General features: G+C 45.4%; 22 protein-coding genes. 16 read left to right on the top strand and 6 right to left on the bottom strand.

Translation table 11 applies throughout. The features are described 5' to 3' along the window. Positions 1-39: 39 nt before the first annotated feature. Complete coding sequence (locus tag FQ015_RS19760) at positions 40-1,275, top strand: tyrosine-type recombinase/integrase (RefSeq protein ID WP_160524400.1); 1,236 nt, start codon at positions 40-42, stop codon at positions 1,273-1,275. 277 nt (positions 1,276-1,552) lie between these two features. Then, a complete protein-coding gene (locus tag FQ015_RS19755; protein ID WP_160524399.1) occupies positions 1,553-2,581 on the top strand; it encodes a hypothetical protein in 1,029 nt (342 codons plus the stop codon). A 450-nt stretch (positions 2,582-3,031) separates the two neighbouring features. Here FQ015_RS19755 and yfdR read toward each other — a convergent pair whose 3' ends face one another. The 3 genes from yfdR to yfdP all read right to left on the bottom strand — a co-directional run bounded on the left by yfdR (position 3,032) and on the right by yfdP (position 4,948). Next, on the bottom strand, positions 3,032-3,568 hold the full coding sequence (yfdR, locus tag FQ015_RS19750; RefSeq protein WP_053287495.1) for a 5'-deoxynucleotidase: 537 nt from the start codon (positions 3,566-3,568) through the stop codon (positions 3,032-3,034). Positions 3,569-3,695: 127 nt separating this feature from the next. Next, entirely contained in the window at positions 3,696-4,520 is an 825-nt protein-coding gene (locus FQ015_RS19745) for a YfdQ family protein (RefSeq protein WP_103756930.1), read from the bottom strand. A 65-nt stretch (positions 4,521-4,585) separates the two neighbouring features. Beyond that, the gene (gene yfdP, locus FQ015_RS19740) at positions 4,586-4,948 is read right to left on the bottom strand and encodes a protein YfdP (RefSeq protein WP_096271808.1); all 363 of its coding nucleotides are present in this window, start codon (positions 4,946-4,948) and stop codon (positions 4,586-4,588) included. An 844-nt stretch (positions 4,949-5,792) separates the two neighbouring features. On the opposite strand from yfdP, the gene FQ015_RS19735 reads away from it, so the two are divergent. Beyond that, on the top strand, positions 5,793-6,002 hold the full coding sequence (locus FQ015_RS19735; protein ID WP_021559686.1) for a hypothetical protein: 210 nt from the start codon (positions 5,793-5,795) through the stop codon (positions 6,000-6,002). A gap of 195 nt (positions 6,003-6,197) precedes the next feature. Here the strand turns inward: FQ015_RS19735 and FQ015_RS19730 are convergent, their stop codons facing one another. Beyond that, positions 6,198-6,872, bottom strand: coding sequence for a LexA family protein (locus FQ015_RS19730; protein WP_053287496.1), 675 nt, complete (start codon positions 6,870-6,872; stop codon positions 6,198-6,200). A gap of 90 nt (positions 6,873-6,962) precedes the next feature. Here FQ015_RS19730 and FQ015_RS19725 point away from each other — a divergent pair, with 90 nt between their 5' ends. The 13 genes from FQ015_RS19725 (at position 6,963) to FQ015_RS19670 (ending at position 13,676) form a co-directional block, all read left to right on the top strand. Next, entirely contained in the window at positions 6,963-7,163 is a 201-nt protein-coding gene (locus FQ015_RS19725; RefSeq protein WP_053287497.1) for a YdaS family helix-turn-helix protein, read from the top strand. 43 nt (positions 7,164-7,206) lie between these two features. After that, positions 7,207-7,758 (top strand): protein YmfL, encoded by a 552-nt coding sequence (gene ymfL, locus FQ015_RS19720; protein WP_000515860.1) that lies wholly within the window; start codon positions 7,207-7,209, stop codon positions 7,756-7,758. A gap of 145 nt (positions 7,759-7,903) precedes the next feature. Continuing rightward, positions 7,904-8,083 (top strand): DUF4222 domain-containing protein, encoded by a 180-nt coding sequence (locus FQ015_RS24360; RefSeq protein WP_001341559.1) that lies wholly within the window; start codon positions 7,904-7,906, stop codon positions 8,081-8,083. Beyond that, a complete protein-coding gene (locus FQ015_RS24355; RefSeq protein ID WP_306433142.1) occupies positions 8,046-8,591 on the top strand; it encodes an ash family protein in 546 nt (181 codons plus the stop codon). Before FQ015_RS24360 ends, FQ015_RS24355 begins: the two co-directional genes overlap by 38 nt. Then, complete coding sequence (locus tag FQ015_RS19710; protein ID WP_202385143.1) at positions 8,584-8,820, top strand: hypothetical protein; 237 nt, start codon at positions 8,584-8,586, stop codon at positions 8,818-8,820. Before FQ015_RS24355 ends, FQ015_RS19710 begins: the two co-directional genes overlap by 8 nt. Next, positions 8,817-9,635 carry a helix-turn-helix domain-containing protein gene (locus tag FQ015_RS19705; protein ID WP_053287499.1) on the top strand — a complete coding sequence of 273 codons (819 nt, stop codon included), beginning with the start codon at positions 8,817-8,819 and terminating at the stop codon, positions 9,633-9,635. Before FQ015_RS19710 ends, FQ015_RS19705 begins: the two co-directional genes overlap by 4 nt. Further along, positions 9,632-10,126 (top strand): PerC family transcriptional regulator, encoded by a 495-nt coding sequence (locus FQ015_RS19700; protein WP_015674830.1) that lies wholly within the window; start codon positions 9,632-9,634, stop codon positions 10,124-10,126. The genes FQ015_RS19705 and FQ015_RS19700 overlap by 4 nt, the downstream gene beginning before the upstream one ends. Continuing rightward, a complete protein-coding gene (locus tag FQ015_RS19695; RefSeq protein ID WP_001442792.1) occupies positions 10,126-10,779 on the top strand; it encodes a phage N-6-adenine-methyltransferase in 654 nt (217 codons plus the stop codon). Before FQ015_RS19700 ends, FQ015_RS19695 begins: the two co-directional genes overlap by 1 nt. Further along, positions 10,776-11,102, top strand: a complete 327-nt coding sequence (locus FQ015_RS19690; protein WP_000210170.1) for a LexA family transcriptional regulator — start codon at positions 10,776-10,778, stop codon at positions 11,100-11,102. Before FQ015_RS19695 ends, FQ015_RS19690 begins: the two co-directional genes overlap by 4 nt. Next, on the top strand, positions 11,099-11,488 hold the full coding sequence (locus FQ015_RS19685) for a RusA family crossover junction endodeoxyribonuclease (RefSeq protein WP_000767103.1): 390 nt from the start codon (positions 11,099-11,101) through the stop codon (positions 11,486-11,488). The genes FQ015_RS19690 and FQ015_RS19685 overlap by 4 nt, the downstream gene beginning before the upstream one ends. Positions 11,489-11,507: 19 nt before the next feature. After that, complete coding sequence (locus tag FQ015_RS19680; protein WP_001061380.1) at positions 11,508-12,317, top strand: KilA-N domain-containing protein; 810 nt, start codon at positions 11,508-11,510, stop codon at positions 12,315-12,317. 7 nt (positions 12,318-12,324) lie between these two features. Continuing rightward, on the top strand, positions 12,325-13,314 hold the full coding sequence (locus FQ015_RS19675) for a DUF968 domain-containing protein (RefSeq protein WP_064759270.1): 990 nt from the start codon (positions 12,325-12,327) through the stop codon (positions 13,312-13,314). A gap of 17 nt (positions 13,315-13,331) precedes the next feature. Next, positions 13,332-13,676: an antiterminator Q family protein gene (locus FQ015_RS19670; RefSeq protein WP_053287502.1), complete on the top strand. Its 345-nt coding sequence runs from the start codon at positions 13,332-13,334 to the stop codon at positions 13,674-13,676. 31 nt (positions 13,677-13,707) lie between these two features. Here the strand turns inward: FQ015_RS19670 and FQ015_RS19665 are convergent, their stop codons facing one another. Both FQ015_RS19665 and FQ015_RS19660 read right to left on the bottom strand, forming a co-directional pair. After that, on the bottom strand, positions 13,708-14,190 hold the full coding sequence (locus tag FQ015_RS19665) for a hypothetical protein (RefSeq protein ID WP_072157926.1): 483 nt from the start codon (positions 14,188-14,190) through the stop codon (positions 13,708-13,710). Positions 14,191-14,217: 27 nt separating this feature from the next. Further along, positions 14,218-15,039 (bottom strand): hypothetical protein, encoded by an 822-nt coding sequence (locus FQ015_RS19660; protein WP_160524398.1) that lies wholly within the window; start codon positions 15,037-15,039, stop codon positions 14,218-14,220. Positions 15,040-15,055: the final 16 nt, after the last annotated feature.

Below are 15,055 nucleotides of genomic sequence, written 5' to 3'. Positions count from 1 at the left end.
AAGCAGCAGAGGTGTTTTGCGATTTGTACAAGGTGAGTAATGGCGCTGTCTGATGCGTGGTTGCGTTCAGTCGTTGGAAAGGAACGTGATAAGGTTTTGGTTAAATCCGATCGTGATGGTCTGTCTGTCAGAGTATCACCGAAAGGTCGCGTAGTGTTCCAATATCGTTATCAATGGGCAGGGAAAGGTGAGCGCCTTGATATCGGAACTTATCCGGCAACTGGATTAAAAGAGGCCAGAGAAGAAGTTATCCGTCTCCGTGGTGAACTCGAGTCAAACCGCAATCCACGATTAGTCAAGCAGGCTGAAAAACGAAAAGCTACTGAAGTCATGACGGTAGAGTCTGTGATCCGTGCCTGGTATGAAGCATATTGTGTAAAAAATAAAAAAGGTTCTGAACAGATACTCCGCTCGTTTGAGCTGCACCTGTTCTCTAAAATCGGCAATATCCCTCACGATGCAGCTACATTGCATGATTGGTTAGAAGTCCTGGAGCCTCTTAGCACCAAGACTCCAGCAATAGCAGACCGATTGCTAATTAACGCAAAGCAGGCTCATGTCTGGGCGTATAAGAGAAAGCTCATTGAAACTCGCCCACTGTCGGATATCACGGGTAAAGATATGGATATCCGTAAAGGTCAGAAAAAACGGTTTCTGACACATGATGAAATTAACATCCTTTATGCTGCGATCGATGGTTCTCGAATGGTTCCTAAATACCGGGCCTTCATTAAACTATTGCTGCATTTTGGTTGCCGTAGTTCAGAGCTAATTACTGCTAGGGTGGATGATTTTGATTTTATAAATAAGGTATGGACTGTACCACCAGAACGACATAAGACTGGTGACATAACAGGCGAACCGCTAAAGCGGCCCATTATTGAACCGGTTGAAGAGCTTATAAAATACGTTATCTCTATGAACAACGGTTCCGATATGCTTTTTACTAAGGAAGGAAGCAGGGAGCCAGTTGGTCGGACATCATTGCAGTCGCTGCCTTACAATTTAATGCAGTTCGCATGGCGACGTCTGGGGTATCAATTTCCTCATTGGTCTCTTCATGATTTGAGACGAACAGCACGAACAAACTTTTCTGATCTTACTGCTCCTCATATTGCTGAAATAATGCTCGGTCATAAACTGCCTGGTGTATGGCAAGTTTATGATAAGAGCGATTATCTAGAAGAACAGCGTAAGGCTTACTGGGCATGGTGGGAGAGGGTTGAATCGATCGTTACTTGTACTGACTTAATCTCCAACGGGCAGTTTGCATAGCCAGAGCGTAATCATATCTGCCAGTCCGCTGCGGATACCTTGTGTACTGGGTGTTTAGCCAGACTACGTTAACCTGTAGCTTCAGTATTTATCTTTCAGCCTTTTGGGGTGTCGGCAGGAGTTTGATGGTTTATTGGGCTACTGTGGGACTAAGGATGTAGGGATGCCAATCAATGAATTATGAAAATATCATAGCACAAACAGAAGCAAGGGTTTGCGAACCTTCTGCTACTTAATTTATTATGTGCAGGTGATTTTTAATGTGATGAAGTGTTTTATGACTCGCGGAAACTTTGATTTTATAAACTCTAACGTGGTTTTCTCAGAAGCCGATAAGTCATTGTGGATTGATCTCATTAACACCGATTGTATTTGGTATGATATGATAATTAATCCTCCTGATGATATAAAAACAAATAAGATAATAAAGAACTATCTCAGAATCATGGAAAAATATACGAGGGAAAACTGTGAAAAGAGATTTATTTATTTCTTAGGTTCAAGAAAAAAAGTGAGGTTTTCAACCAAGAAACAGCCTAGGTATAACCCATTCACAAAAAATATAGTTTTCACTCTGTTAATTGGCAAAGAGGAGCGAAAGCTTCGGATAAAATATCCTTTTTGCACGTTTACGCAGAATGGGGTAGTGAAGATAACTCCAAATGTTAGAGTAACTGAGAAATTTCTCTACATTGAATATGAAAATGGCAATTTATGTGTGATGTCAGTTCATGACTTCGTAAACGGACATTATATTGATTTAGGCATTCATACAGAAGTGCATTACGTAGGATATACACGTCATCCGCATCGGCGCCCTGTTGATTTTATTCACCGTGGCTTATCAAAGATGCTGTATAGCGTTTCAAATGACGATAATGATTTTTTTGTTTGTTTTAGTATATTTAATCCAAGAATTATATCTCTAAATAATAAATGCAATGTGGTCTTTAATATTTCAAATTCTCTACTTGATGAAATTGATGTTGATAATGAGGGGCGAATTATTGAAAACTGCTTAATACGTTACTTTGATCCTAAGCTTCAAGATGATGACAAGGAAAGTAAAAGGTCAGATTTAAATAAAATGTTTATGGACTTGGTGGAAAATAAAAAAATTAAAAAAATATACGTTAATTTTCAATATAAAAGGAATAATGAGTATTTCTGCTTTTACTCTAAAGTTGTTCCGCCGAAATTTCATCATTTCTTTGTGCTGGATTTTTCTGATGACAAGATAAATATTGATAGAGACCAGGATATGATGACTCAGATGGCATTGTGCATGGGGTATTATAATTATTAATATTTCGCCTGATACCAACTCAAAATCTGTTTTGTCGCATCCATTGTGGATTAATATTCAGAGGTAAGGGGTATCAGCAGAATTTATATTTTGCAGGATGATCATACAATACATGATATATTGTCTCTAGCAACATCTGTTTCTGGCACAGAGCATATAGTCAGATTACGTTTGGTTCTGTGCCATCGATGGATACTATCTCACCTCTTGGCTAACCCCCATTACTCAATAACTCCAGCAAATCTGTATATCTTGCGTGATGCCCATTTATTTGGGCAGGATTTAATATCAGGATCTGGAAAATCTGGCCTGTATTTCTGGCCTGTCCTCCTATTTACGCTGTTCCAGCGAAGCACCGTCGATATTGAAACGCCACAGAATTCGGCGACTTGTTTTGTTGTCATTAAGTTGTTCATTACTGCCCCTCCAGCGGTTGTTCAGTTGAAAGACTCATGCGCATGTGCGTAACTCCGATAACTCGTTAAAGCGTTCCATAAACAGCCCGTAGGCATGGCCAGGAGCCAGAGGAATAACTTTGAACATCTCTGTTGCTTGGATACCTTCCAATACTGGCCAGAAAGAGCCATCATCTAGCCCGAGATCGCGGCGTTCGGTTGCCAGCATGATGAGATCGGCATATTTCACAGGCGTGCTCATAACCGGGGGTAACCCGTATTTCTCACGGATTACGGCGTCTATTTTTTCTTCCATCCGTTTATAGTCAGGAAGAAGGCGTTTCAGTGGCGCGGGGATGTCCTGACAATACGCTTCTGTTGCATCATGTATTAACGCTTCAAAAGCAAATTCCTGCGGTACCAATTGGCTGCAAAGCACCGCATGTTGGGCGACGCTGTAGAAGTGTGAAAGATGTCCTGCAAAGCGACAGATATTTGAAAGGGAAACCGCGATATCGTTAATAACGATGTCGTCTTTATTTATCCTGTCATAATAAAAATGCTTCCCGGAAAAAGTTTTAATAAATGACATTTTGTTCTCCACGTATATGCGTTGCACCACGCTGAATTCTGGTAAAAGGAAGCCCTCACCATCTGGCGATTATTGAGTAAATTATGTTTCCATAAATGCCCCTGCAGGGGCATTTGTAGTAATGAAATCAGGCGGTGAAAGTACCAATAAAGGTTTCTACTTTGCTGTCTTTGAATTTATCAACAAGCAGATCACGAAATTCGTTAGTCATTTCTTCCTGCACCGCTTCCAGCTGAATAATGCGCAGAACCAGTACCGGACGATCGCCAGTGATAATGCTGAGGCGTAATTTAAACGGACGTTCTTTCAGGCCTTCAAACGGAACGCATTTAAATTCAAATGCCACTGGCATAATGTCTTTGGTCTTCGCTTCGACAGACTCCATCAGGGAGCGTTTGCCGCTGAAGTCATTATCTTCAAAATCAGCGGTCTGGTTTGCTTCAATCGTGATTTTACGGATCGCTGCAGCCGCTTTTGTTGCCTGAATAGCGTCACCATTAGCATCAAAGCCCATAAGATAGTCGGCCCAGTCTTCAATCCATTCTGCCAGTGACTTCTGGGAGTTACGCTCGCCGTTAACAGACAACAGAGCAGAGAACGGTGCTGTCTTTTTCAGTTTGAGTGTGGCGGTGTTATCTGCGTGACCTGGTTCATCAATAGTACCCAGGTTAAGCACACTGACGGCACGCATATTATCGGCATCGATAAAGCAGCGGGTGCCTTCATCTGCAAGATCTTTGGAATAACGGGTAAAGTCATCGATGCTGGCAGTGGAAAGCGCACCACGGAAACGGAAGCGATTTAAATTAAATTTTTCCAGATCATGAATGCGGAAATTCTCAGGCAATACCACAGCATCGGCACTAATCTTACGGATAATTTCATTAACACCCTGAGCAGAAATAAGAGCATGGATTTGATTAATTGCGGTTGCGTCTAAGTTCTGAGACATAATAAGTCCTCACTATATAAAGATATTCAGTGATGAGATAAATAATCAGTTTATTAAGAACGATATTAACGACCTGCTGTGCGGAGTTTTCCGTCAGGTTCACCGGCAAGAGTCAGTAATTGTCCCTGGTCTTCCTGCAGAATAGTCAGGCGACCACCGCGATTGACATACATCGGCGTTTCGGTGGTGTCTTCTTCGGAAATTTTCCCGCGGTTAGTCGGGCGAACATATGAGAGTTTGTGTTTGATTTTCACACGGTTCTCATCAAATGGTTCAATTTCCAGGTTGAGCGAGACCTTACCTTTGGTTTTCGTGTTCATCACACCGGAAGCGACTTCACTGAGAACTGCGCCGATTTTGGTTTCAAATACGCCGCCGTCCAGCTCACCGATAAATGCCTGCACATCAGTACTGCGTTCGCTAGCCATTTTGCTGCTCCTCATCATATCGACCCTGCAAGGTCGGTTGGTTTCTCCACAAAACAGAGAAGAACACCTGCGGTGGCAGCCGCCCGGATGGATTGGGTTATGAGCCCGTCGTCCGGTGATGCTCTTCTCTGTTTTGTAAAAAGGACGGTACCAGCCGGAAGCAAGTGTACAAACTGATACCGCCAACGCAGTGGCAGTTGTGGCGGGGTTGTCACTCAGGCGTATGGTCAACCTGACAACCCGGTGTCCTCAACGGGGAAAGAGTAACCCCGCCATACTTACCGCCGCGCCATTTCGCGGATTACCACAATGCTGAGAGCACTTAGCCAGTTACGGCACCACACTTTGTCGCGATTCCATAAATGCCCTCATCGTTGCACCCTGGTATCTTCCCAGGCGTCAAACCGAACCGCCACGCTGGTTAGGCGTCTTATCAGCATTATCATTGACTTGCACATTCCGGCTACTTGGTTTGTTTGCCCGAGCAAGGAGTGGATTGTCCCCTTTAACGTCTCCAGACCGCTAACGACGCATGTGCCATACGCCGTGTTACAATAAAGTGTTCGGTATTAGTTACCAAAGAGACGATTACTCTTATGGTTGAATGTAATACTCCTGTTGAATATTTCCTTACTTACTATTTGTTTTTTCTATATAGCGAATTGGTTGTTTTGTTTACATAATAAGAGATTTTCTTAAATAAGTTTACATTGTTTTGTCTTGCTATTTTTTAAAATTAAAGAACAATGAATTGTCGCTATCAGTAATTATTCTTTATGAAGTGTTATAAATAACCCCCTGCTTTTGAGTTTTGTACGCAGTGTTTTTAGTTGTCGAGGACATTATGGATAATCAAAATACTCCTGTTTTTGATGTATGTGGTTGGTACTGTGTACCAGTTAAAGATCATAATTCAGTTATAGTTCAACTGTCCTGCAAACAACCACCATTTGAATCTGATAAAATTATCGAAAGTCCAATATATTCTTTTCCCATAAAAGAAATACCAAATCTCATAAATACATTACAAAACATTTATGAAGAAAATAATTGATTATAAATCCAGTTCAAAAGTGAAGCGTCCACTTGGGCGCTTTTTCATTTACGAATCATTCCGGTCTTCGTATGCCCCGGACGGCTACTTCGTGGGCGTCCTGCCTGTTCGATATCTTATGTAGGTACATTATGTATCTCTAAGGTACATTGTCAAGTATAAAAAAACCTGCCGAAGCAGGTTCATAGACATTGATCAGGCTTTAATTTTGTATCTTCTTGGTTTTCCTGAGAAAATAACTGTACCAATGATAGAGCAATTACCGTTTATCTTAATGTAAGGCTCAGGCCAGTTGGGGTTTAATGCTTTGAGATAACGCTGTGTCCCGTCTTCTATCAACCTTTTGAAGGTGGTTTCACCTGTATCGTGCATCAATGCTATAACGTCATCGCCGTGGCAGGCTGGTACTTCTGGATCGACAAAAATCATGTCTCCCGGACGGTACTCATCAATCATTGAATCACCAATCACCCTCAATATATAAGTCATTTCGCCACAGGGTACAGGGCAGGGATACGTTTCTGTTGTGCTCAAATCAACCTCAGAATAGCCAACTTCTTTCCATGCTCCGGCCTGTACCCATGATATGACAGGGACTAACGTTATTTGTTTATTAGTGATTGAAACATCAGGTTTTTTTGTGATGTTCGTTGTCTGGTGTTCTTGATCAAGCCATCCGACAGGCAGGTCGAAACATTTTTCGATGTGCCGTGCCATGCTGTCACCGATATTTTTAGTAGCGCCATCCCCCATAAACCTGCTGGTCTGGGTAGGCTCGCGATCAATCATGGTGGCAAAGGATGAATTTCCGCCAACACCATCTCTCAGTTTTCTGGCGTTAGACCGCCGGATGTCATGGATTGTTTTCATAACGAAATTAAAACCTTTGTACCGATAAGGTACAAGTATCTTGAAGGTTCATTTTAATCATGTAATATGTATACTGGAGGTACATGTTGTATGAAAGCGTATTGGGACTCTTTAACCAAAGAACAGCAGGGCGAGTTGGCCGGAAAAGTTGGCTCAACACCAGGCTACTTACGGATGGTTTTCAATGGTTATAAAAAAGCCAGTTTTATGCTGGCTAAAAAACTTGAGCAATGCACGTCAGGTGCAATTACGAAATCTGACTTAAGACCGGATATCTATCCGAAAGATTAACAGAACACCTTCAATTTTTAACCACAGAACGATGAGGCTAACCGTGGGTAAGCATCACTGGAAAGTAGAAAAACAGCCTGAGTGGTACGTGAAAGCTGTCAGAAAAACTATCGCGGCGTTGCCGGGGGGTTACGCTGAAGCTGCTGAGTGGCTGGATGTAACAGAGAACGCTTTATTCAACCGCCTTCGTGCAGATGGCGATCAGATTTTCCCGCTGGGATGGGCAATGATTTTACAGCGCGCGGCTGGCACTCACTACATTGCGGATGCTGTCGCACAGTCTGCTGGTGGGGTGTTTGTATCGCTTCCTGAAATTGAGGAAGTAGAGAACGCCGATATAAACCAGCGCCTGCTGGAAGTCATCGAACAGATCGGGAGTTACTCAAAGCAGATTCGTTCGGCAATCGAAGATGGGGTAGTGGAGCCACACGAGCAGACAGCAATTAATGATGAGTTGTATCTGTCGATTTCGAAGCTCCAGGAGCATGCGGCACTGGTCTACAAAATTTTCTGCGCTCCAGAAAAGAGTGACGCCCGCGAGTGTGCAGCTCCGGGCGTCGTGGCGTTTTGTGTCTGTGGAGAAACTAACGCATGAACAGTTTAACGGCAAATAACCGTTTGTCGCAACAGCTGGTGGTCAGCGTCGCTGAACACCTGTTGTTACGGCATGAATGCAGATTACCAAATCACCTGGCTGTAAGTAACCACAGAGAACTTTACCTGACTGTGGGGGGCGAGTTGTGCAGGAACTTAACCGCTGGTTTCGTGACGGAAGAGGGCTTTATGTCCATGTTATTCGTTGGGAGCCAGAAACACAGCGCGTTATCTATCTTCGCAAAGACTACCCGCATGAGTGCTTTAGTCCTTTGTGGAAATTCAGGCGTGATTTTGTTGAGTGTGAAGGACCACCAGCACATTGATTCTGCCATTCCGGGACGTTACACTGTTCAGGCACCTTATAAAGCGGGTGTCGGGATTGGCGTCCTGGAATTGCATACGGCGACAATTGGCGCGTTAGCGTCTTTTTTGTTGCTACAACTCAGCTATACCCAAATTATGGTGGGCTGGGTGGGGGCACCGAAAGGTGCGCCGGTTTCCGTATGCGCCGGTTACGCCAACCCTGCTCAGTTCACCACCAGCGAAATTGGCGTTTCCGGTGGTGGAAGTTATCCATTGCATACGGAGGCTGCCATCATGGCTACTGTCCCAGCCCTCTCTCGTCTGAATGATGAAGACTTACATAAACTCAGTTATGTAACAACTGCACTACGTGCTCTGCGCAAGGTAACTCTTTCGGATCCGCAGGCGCATCAAGTTCTGGTAGAAACCCTTCTTAACTTGCAGGCTGAACGTATTCGTCTGGCGGATAAGGCTAATTTTCATATTCACTGTCTCCTGAATATCAGCGGAGGGCATCGTCATGCTTAATCCGTTGATCCTCAATATTTGCCGTTTGCTTCAGCGTAAAAAAACATCAATTCCTATAGTTGGGCAGTGGTACACCACACCTGCAGGGCATGTTCTACGTGTTAGCCTGGTTGACCGTGAATGTCAGAAGGTGATTTGTGAACCGCTGGGCCGTAATTACCGCATCAGTATGCCGCTTATAGCCTTTTGCTCCGGAAAAAACATGAAGCATCTCGGAGGTGCAGCATGAGTATGGAGCTGATGGTTAAAGCGATGAAAATTCGAGTGGGTAATCCATTGCGAAAACTGGTTCTGATCAAGCTGGCTGATAATGCCAGCGATCAGGGGGAGTGCTGGCCCAGCTACCAGCATATTGCTGACCAGTGCGAGATTAGCAAACGTTCTGTGATGAATCATATTGCGGCCCTTTGTGAGTCCGGGCTGGTAAAAAAAGTCACCCGGAAAGGTGAAAAAGGTAACTCAAGTAATATCTATCTCCTTCATCTTGATGGTGCAGGAGATTCACTAGGGGGTAGTGCAAATAATTCACTATCTGGTGCAGCAAATTCACCAGGTAGTGCAGGAGTTGCACCAGGGGGTAGTGCAGGAGATTCACCCAGAACCAGTCACTCTTTTGAACCAGTCAAAGAATCAGTCAATGAACCAATAGCTGTTGGTGCATCTGCTGATGAGTCTGTGCGAGTTCGTTCAAACCGACCGGAATACTCTCCGGAGTTTGAGCAGGCATGGCTGGCATATCCCAAACGTGCTGGTGGCAATTCAAAATCAGCATCCTTCAAAGCCTGGAAAGCCCGTTTGAACGAGGGGGTAAACCCCGAAACCATGCTGGAAGGTGTGAAACGCTACGCGGGCTGGGTATCTGCGATGGGCAATAGCGGCACACAATTTGTGAAACAGGCTGTCACGTTCTTTGGTCCGGATCGTCATTTCGAAGAATCCTGGGAAGTTCCTGCGGTATCTGCAGCCAGACGTGAGGACCCGTACTTCAAAGCCAGTTACGACAACGTGGACTACAGCCAGATCCCGGCAGGATTCAGGGGGTGATCATGAGTCTTTTGAATGAAGTTCAGAAATTCATTGAAGCCCATCCGGGGTGTACTTCCGGAGACATTGCGGATGCTTTTGCAGGTTACTCACGGCAGCGCGTTCTGCAGTCAGCAAGCAAGTTACGTCAGAGTGGGCGTGTGGCTCACCGTTGTGAAGGGGATACACGCAGACATTTCCCGCGCCAGACAAAGATATCGCCGGAGGCGGAACGGCAACCAGTTCGTGAAACCAGACCTGTGCGCAATTTCTATGTCGGCACTAACGACCCGCGGGAGATTTTATGCCTGACCCGCCAGGCTGAAGAACTGGAGTCCAGGGGCTTATACCGTCGTGCTGCAACGGTGTGGATGGCGGCATTCCGTGAAAGCCACTCCCAGCCAGAACGAAACAATTTTCTGGCGCGTCGTGAGCAGTGTTTACGGAAAAGCAGCAAGCGCGCTGTATCGGGTGATGAGTGGTATCTGTCAGGGAATTACGTGGGGGCTTAATGAGTAATAAATATTGCCAGGAGCTGGTGGAACTGCGGAACAAACCAGCCCATGAACTGAAGGAAGTGGGCGATCAGTGGCGCACGCCGGACAACATTTTCTGGGGAATTAACACCCTGTTTGGTCCGTTTGTTCTGGATCTGTTCACTGACGGTGATAACGCCAAATGTGCTGCGTATTACACGGCGGAAGACAACGCGCTGGCGCATGACTGGTCAGAACGCCTTGCGGAGCTTAAAGGTGCTGCCTTTGGAAATCCCCCATACAGCCGCGCCAGTCAGCATGAGGGGCAATACATCACCGGCATGCGTTACATCATGAAGCATGCCAGTGCCATGCGTGATAAGGGCGGGCGCTATGTTTTCCTGATCAAAGCTGCCACCAGCGAAGTGTGGTGGCCGGAAGATGCAGATCATATTGCTTTTATTCGCGGGCGTATTGGTTTTGAACTGCCTGCCTGGTTTATCCCGAAGGATGAGAAGCAGGTGCCGACAGGCGCTTTCTTCGCTGGTGCTATTGCTGTTTTCGACAAGACCTGGAAGGGACCGGCAATCAGCTACATCGGGCGCGATGAACTTGAGGCATGTGGTGAGGCGTTTCTGGCGCAGGTTCGCCTGCAGGCGGAAAAGCTGGTCAGGGAGATGGCGGCATGACGACGTTAACTCAATGCCAGCAGCAGGTGCTGGATATGCTGATTTCTTATCAGAAAGAGCGTGGCTTCCCGCCAACCAATCAGGAGGTGGCAACCATGCTGGGATACCGTTCGGTGAATGCAGCGGTGGAGCATCTTCGCGCACTGGAGAAAAAAGGCGTCATCACGATAAAGCGTGGTGTGGCCCGGGGGATCACGCTTCATACCGCGGTGAAGGACGACGACAGCGAGGCGGTCGGGATTATCCGCTCACTGCTTGCCGGTGAGGAAAACGCAAGGCTGCGTGCAACTCACTGGTTACATGAGAGAGGCCTGAAAGTATGAAGCTGATCCTGCCTTTCCCGCCCAGCGTGAACACCTACTGGCGACACCCCAACAAAGGGGCATTTGCTGGTAAGAGCCTGATAAGCGCGGCGGGGCGAAAATTTCAGAGCGCGGCGTGCGCAGCAATAGTTGAGCAGTTACGTCGTCTGCCAAAACCAACGTCGGCACCTGCTTCAGTGGAGATCGTGTTGTTTCCTCCGGATAACCGGATCCGCGATCTGGACAACTATAACAAGGCGCTGTTTGACGCCCTGACCCACGCGGGTGTGTGGGAAGACGACAGACAGGTGAAAAGAATGCTGGTGGAGTGGGGACCGGTTATCCCGAAAGGGAAGGTCGAGATCACTATCAGTAAGTATGAGAAACCGGCGGGTGCAGCCGCCTGATTAAGAGGAGAAACGAAGTATGAATAATCTGATGGTTATTGATGGTATTGAAGTTCGTCGTGATGCTTATGGGCGTTACAGCCTGAACGATCTGCACAGGGCAGCCGGGGGAGAACAAAAAAACCGCCCGAAATACTGGCTCTCCAATAAGCAAACCTGTGAATTGATTGAACAACTTTTCACCGAGGGTGGAATTCCGCCTCTGGAACAAAATCAACCAGTTAGCGTCATTAATGGCGGAAATAACCAGGGGACGTATGTCTGCAAAGAACTGGTGTATGCCTATGCAATGTGGATCAGCCCGTCATTCCATCTGAAGGTGATCCGTACTTTCGATATGGTAACCAGCGCACCGGAAAAATTATCCGGGCAGGCTGCTGACAAGATGCAGGCTGGCGTGATCCTGCTGGACTTTATGCGCCGGGAGTTAAATCTGTCTAACTCATCAGTGCTTGGTGCCTGTCAGAAACTTCAGGAGGCTGTTGGCTTACCGAATCTGGCACCGCGCTATGCCATTGATGCTCCTGCTGACGCGCCTGATGGCTCAAGTCGCCCCACGCTGTCGCTGAGTGCACTGCTGAAACAGTATGGTATCCGCCTGACGGCTAATCAGGCATATCACCAGATGGTGAAGCTGGGGATCGTCGAGCAGCGCGAACGATACAGCCGTACCGCGATTAACAACATCAAAAAATTCTGGTCACTGACAGCGAAAGGCTGCATGTTCGGCAAGAACATCACCAGTCCCGCAAATCCGCGCGAGACGCAGCCGCATTTCTTCGAATCCCGATTCCCTGAGCTGTTAAAGCTGCTCGATACCGTACATTGAGGTGACCGTGAGAGCACTACTGACCCCTGAAATTGCCCCGCGTATGGGGATCGTATTGTTCAGACCAGGTTCAGAGCTGATGCCCCTGTTTATGCAGGGGCGTGTCCTGCTGGAGCCTGAGCCGGAACGTTATTCATCTTTCGCCAGTGGTGCCGTTCCGGCGGCATCACAACCGCTGGCGGATGATCCTGCCGTTCGGGCCGTGTTCCGCAATGAGGCAGTTATTCGTCGTGCGGGTGGCGTGGAATGTCTTGAAAGCTGGTTACTTCGTGAAAAGGGCTGTCAGTGGCCTCATTCCGACTGGCACAGCGAGAACATGACCACAATGCGACACGCTCCGGGCGCAATCCGTCTGTGCTGGCACTGCGATAACCAGCTGCGCGATCAGTTCACGGAACGGCTGGAATCAATGGCAACGGATAACTGTGCCCGCTGGGTGTTGTCTGTTGTGCGTCGGGATCTCGGTTTTGATGACAGTCACGTTGTGACAATGCCGGAACTGTGCTGGTGGCTGATTCGTAATGACCTGGCGGATGCCTTACCGGAAAGTGCAGCCCGTAAGGCACTGAGATTACCAAAGCCTGTTGTGCCGTCTGTCACCCGGGAAAGTGACCTTGTGCCTTCGGTTCCTGCCACCAGCATCATCCAGGATAAAGCGAAAAAGGTGCTGGCGCTGAAAGTGGATCCGGAGTCGCCGGAGTCTTTTATGTTACGCCCAAAACGTCGCCGCTGGGTTAATGAAAAGTACACGCGCTGGGTTAAGACACAGCCGTGTGCATGTTGTGGAAAGCCCGCTGATGATCCCCACCACCTGATAGGTCACGGTCAGGGTGGAATGGGAACAAAAGCGCATGACCTTTTTGTGTTGCCTTTGTGCAGAAAGCATCACGACGAGCTGCATGCGGATACCGTGGCATTTGAAGAGAAGTATGGCTCCCAGCTGGAGCTGATATTTCGTTTTATCGATCGTGCGCTGGCAATTTGCGTGCTGGCCTGATTTTGTGGAGAAAGTTGATGCGTGATATGTATGAAGTTTTGGACCGCTGGGGGGCATGGGCTGCTGCAGAAAACAGTGGTGTGGACTGGCAACCGGTAGCCGCTGGCTTCAAGGGGCTTTTACCTCATGGCAGAAAGTCCCGGATTCAGTGCGATGATGATGAGGGCATCATAATAGACGGTTGTGTCTCTCGGTTGCGTAAATATAAACCGGAAGAGTATGAGCTGATCATTGCACACTTTGTTATTGGTATATCGCTTCGAACTATTGCGAAGAAGCGAAAGTGCTCTGATGGAACGATAAGGAAGGAGCTACAAACTGCAATAGGATTCGTTGAAGGGTGTATGTTGATTTTGTTTTGATATTCGCAGAAGCCGCTAATGCGGCTTCTAATTAAGAATTTATATTTCTTTTCTCTTCAAATAATTCTTTAATTTTTAATGGTATAAATGTTGATTGTATGAATGAAAAACATGTTAAGAACGAAATTAAATGTGCAATAGTGGTTTTGGTATAATCAAAATAAATACCGGAATGTGTTTTATCCTTGGATAAAAGATAAAAAACAAATATTAATGCAAGTGTAATTATATACATCAAAAATAAAGTGTAATATTTTACAAAGCGCATATAAAATCTAGTGTTTTGGTTTTCTTTTTCTAATGCATTAAGCGATTTAGATATTGATGAGTTTTCACCGGACATTGTGATAACTAACAATAAAAAACCAGATAGGATTGAGAAGACATTTGCAACAAGATTTAATGCATCATTATTATTTGTCAAACTATTCGTAAGATATTTGGAGAAAAGAAAGGAAGCCACAAAATTTCCTATGGTAACTGAAATACCTGTCCAGTTATAATCTTTAAGCATATGGCTCCCCTACAGTCTTTAGTTGCATTATAACACATTTGTGACAAAATGCTCTAAAATTTCATAAGCATATTTACTGGAAATTGTTTGTGATCCATATGGTAATGTGTAGTAAGTTTTTGTAAGTTTCATATCATCGCTAGTGATTTTCTCTCCTTTTTTAGTTTCAAAATAAAAGTCACTGTTTAAATCAGATAACCAGGGAGTCGGGTTACTTTCGATTGATGCAGCAACGGCAGGGTTACCTCTGGCATCAATAGTAAAATGACCACTTATTCCTGTTTGTTTTAATTTTGGTTCTTTTTTTACAAACGATGATAAGAAGTTAGGTTTTTTAACAAAATCTGACTCATGTACATTGAAATTCACATGTACAGCACGCAAACCATCATCTTTTACTTTTTGAATTACATTCTTCTTTAAAACAGCTGACGGTATTATATCTATACCGTAGCATTTGAATATTTTTGCTATTTTGACCTCACTCCAGTTGGTGGATATTTGAAGAAGTGAAGCAATCTGATTGCCTTTAACCATAAAAAAAGCATGGAGATTGTCAAAATTTTCAACATCTAACAAATCTTTAACATTGGGTTTGTTTGGGGTAATCGATACTTCTTCTTTAGGGTTGTACAAAGAAAAATGTAAGTAATGGATATTACCATTGGTCCTGAATTCTTTTAACTTTAAATGTCTGTTAGTTGATAATGTGATTACGGAGCCCTGTACAAGTTGTTTATTGATTGATATTTGCTGAAATAAATTATTTTTCCCGTCAAGGTTTACATTAAAAGCCCTGACTTGGCATTTTTTTGTTAAGTTGCTGTTTTTAGTGTCAGAAAAGTTCATGGTTTCCCCTTGTTCG

The organism is Escherichia sp. HH26CH, from assembly GCF_009820205.1.
GTDB lineage: Bacteria > Pseudomonadota > Gammaproteobacteria > Enterobacterales > Enterobacteriaceae > Escherichia > Escherichia coli_F.
This window is presented reverse-complemented; position numbering and strand designations above follow the sequence as displayed.

What these genes read in the sequence shown, in the direction of transcription:
- FQ015_RS19760 (WP_160524400.1), top strand. Translation starts at nt 40, where the DNA reads ATGGCGCTGTCTGATGCGTGGTTGCGTTCAGTCGTTGGAAAGGAACGT.
- FQ015_RS19755 (WP_160524399.1), top strand. Translation starts at nt 1,553, where the DNA reads ATGACTCGCGGAAACTTTGATTTTATAAACTCTAACGTGGTTTTCTCA.
- yfdR (WP_053287495.1), bottom strand. Translation starts at nt 3,568, where the DNA reads ATGTCATTTATTAAAACTTTTTCCGGGAAGCATTTTTATTATGACAGG.
- FQ015_RS19745 (WP_103756930.1), bottom strand. Translation starts at nt 4,520, where the DNA reads ATGTCTCAGAACTTAGACGCAACCGCAATTAATCAAATCCATGCTCTT.
- yfdP (WP_096271808.1), bottom strand. Translation starts at nt 4,948, where the DNA reads ATGGCTAGCGAACGCAGTACTGATGTGCAGGCATTTATCGGTGAGCTG.
- FQ015_RS19735 (WP_021559686.1), top strand. Translation starts at nt 5,793, where the DNA reads ATGGATAATCAAAATACTCCTGTTTTTGATGTATGTGGTTGGTACTGT.
- FQ015_RS19730 (WP_053287496.1), bottom strand. Translation starts at nt 6,872, where the DNA reads ATGAAAACAATCCATGACATCCGGCGGTCTAACGCCAGAAAACTGAGA.
- FQ015_RS19725 (WP_053287497.1), top strand. Translation starts at nt 6,963, where the DNA reads ATGAAAGCGTATTGGGACTCTTTAACCAAAGAACAGCAGGGCGAGTTG.
- FQ015_RS19710 (WP_202385143.1), top strand. Translation starts at nt 8,584, where the DNA reads ATGCTTAATCCGTTGATCCTCAATATTTGCCGTTTGCTTCAGCGTAAA.
- FQ015_RS19705 (WP_053287499.1), top strand. Translation starts at nt 8,817, where the DNA reads ATGAGTATGGAGCTGATGGTTAAAGCGATGAAAATTCGAGTGGGTAAT.
- FQ015_RS19695 (WP_001442792.1), top strand. Translation starts at nt 10,126, where the DNA reads ATGAGTAATAAATATTGCCAGGAGCTGGTGGAACTGCGGAACAAACCA.
- FQ015_RS19690 (WP_000210170.1), top strand. Translation starts at nt 10,776, where the DNA reads ATGACGACGTTAACTCAATGCCAGCAGCAGGTGCTGGATATGCTGATT.
- FQ015_RS19685 (WP_000767103.1), top strand. Translation starts at nt 11,099, where the DNA reads ATGAAGCTGATCCTGCCTTTCCCGCCCAGCGTGAACACCTACTGGCGA.
- FQ015_RS19680 (WP_001061380.1), top strand. Translation starts at nt 11,508, where the DNA reads ATGAATAATCTGATGGTTATTGATGGTATTGAAGTTCGTCGTGATGCT.
- FQ015_RS19670 (WP_053287502.1), top strand. Translation starts at nt 13,332, where the DNA reads ATGCGTGATATGTATGAAGTTTTGGACCGCTGGGGGGCATGGGCTGCT.
- FQ015_RS19665 (WP_072157926.1), bottom strand. Translation starts at nt 14,190, where the DNA reads ATGCTTAAAGATTATAACTGGACAGGTATTTCAGTTACCATAGGAAAT.
- FQ015_RS19660 (WP_160524398.1), bottom strand. Translation starts at nt 15,039, where the DNA reads ATGAACTTTTCTGACACTAAAAACAGCAACTTAACAAAAAAATGCCAA.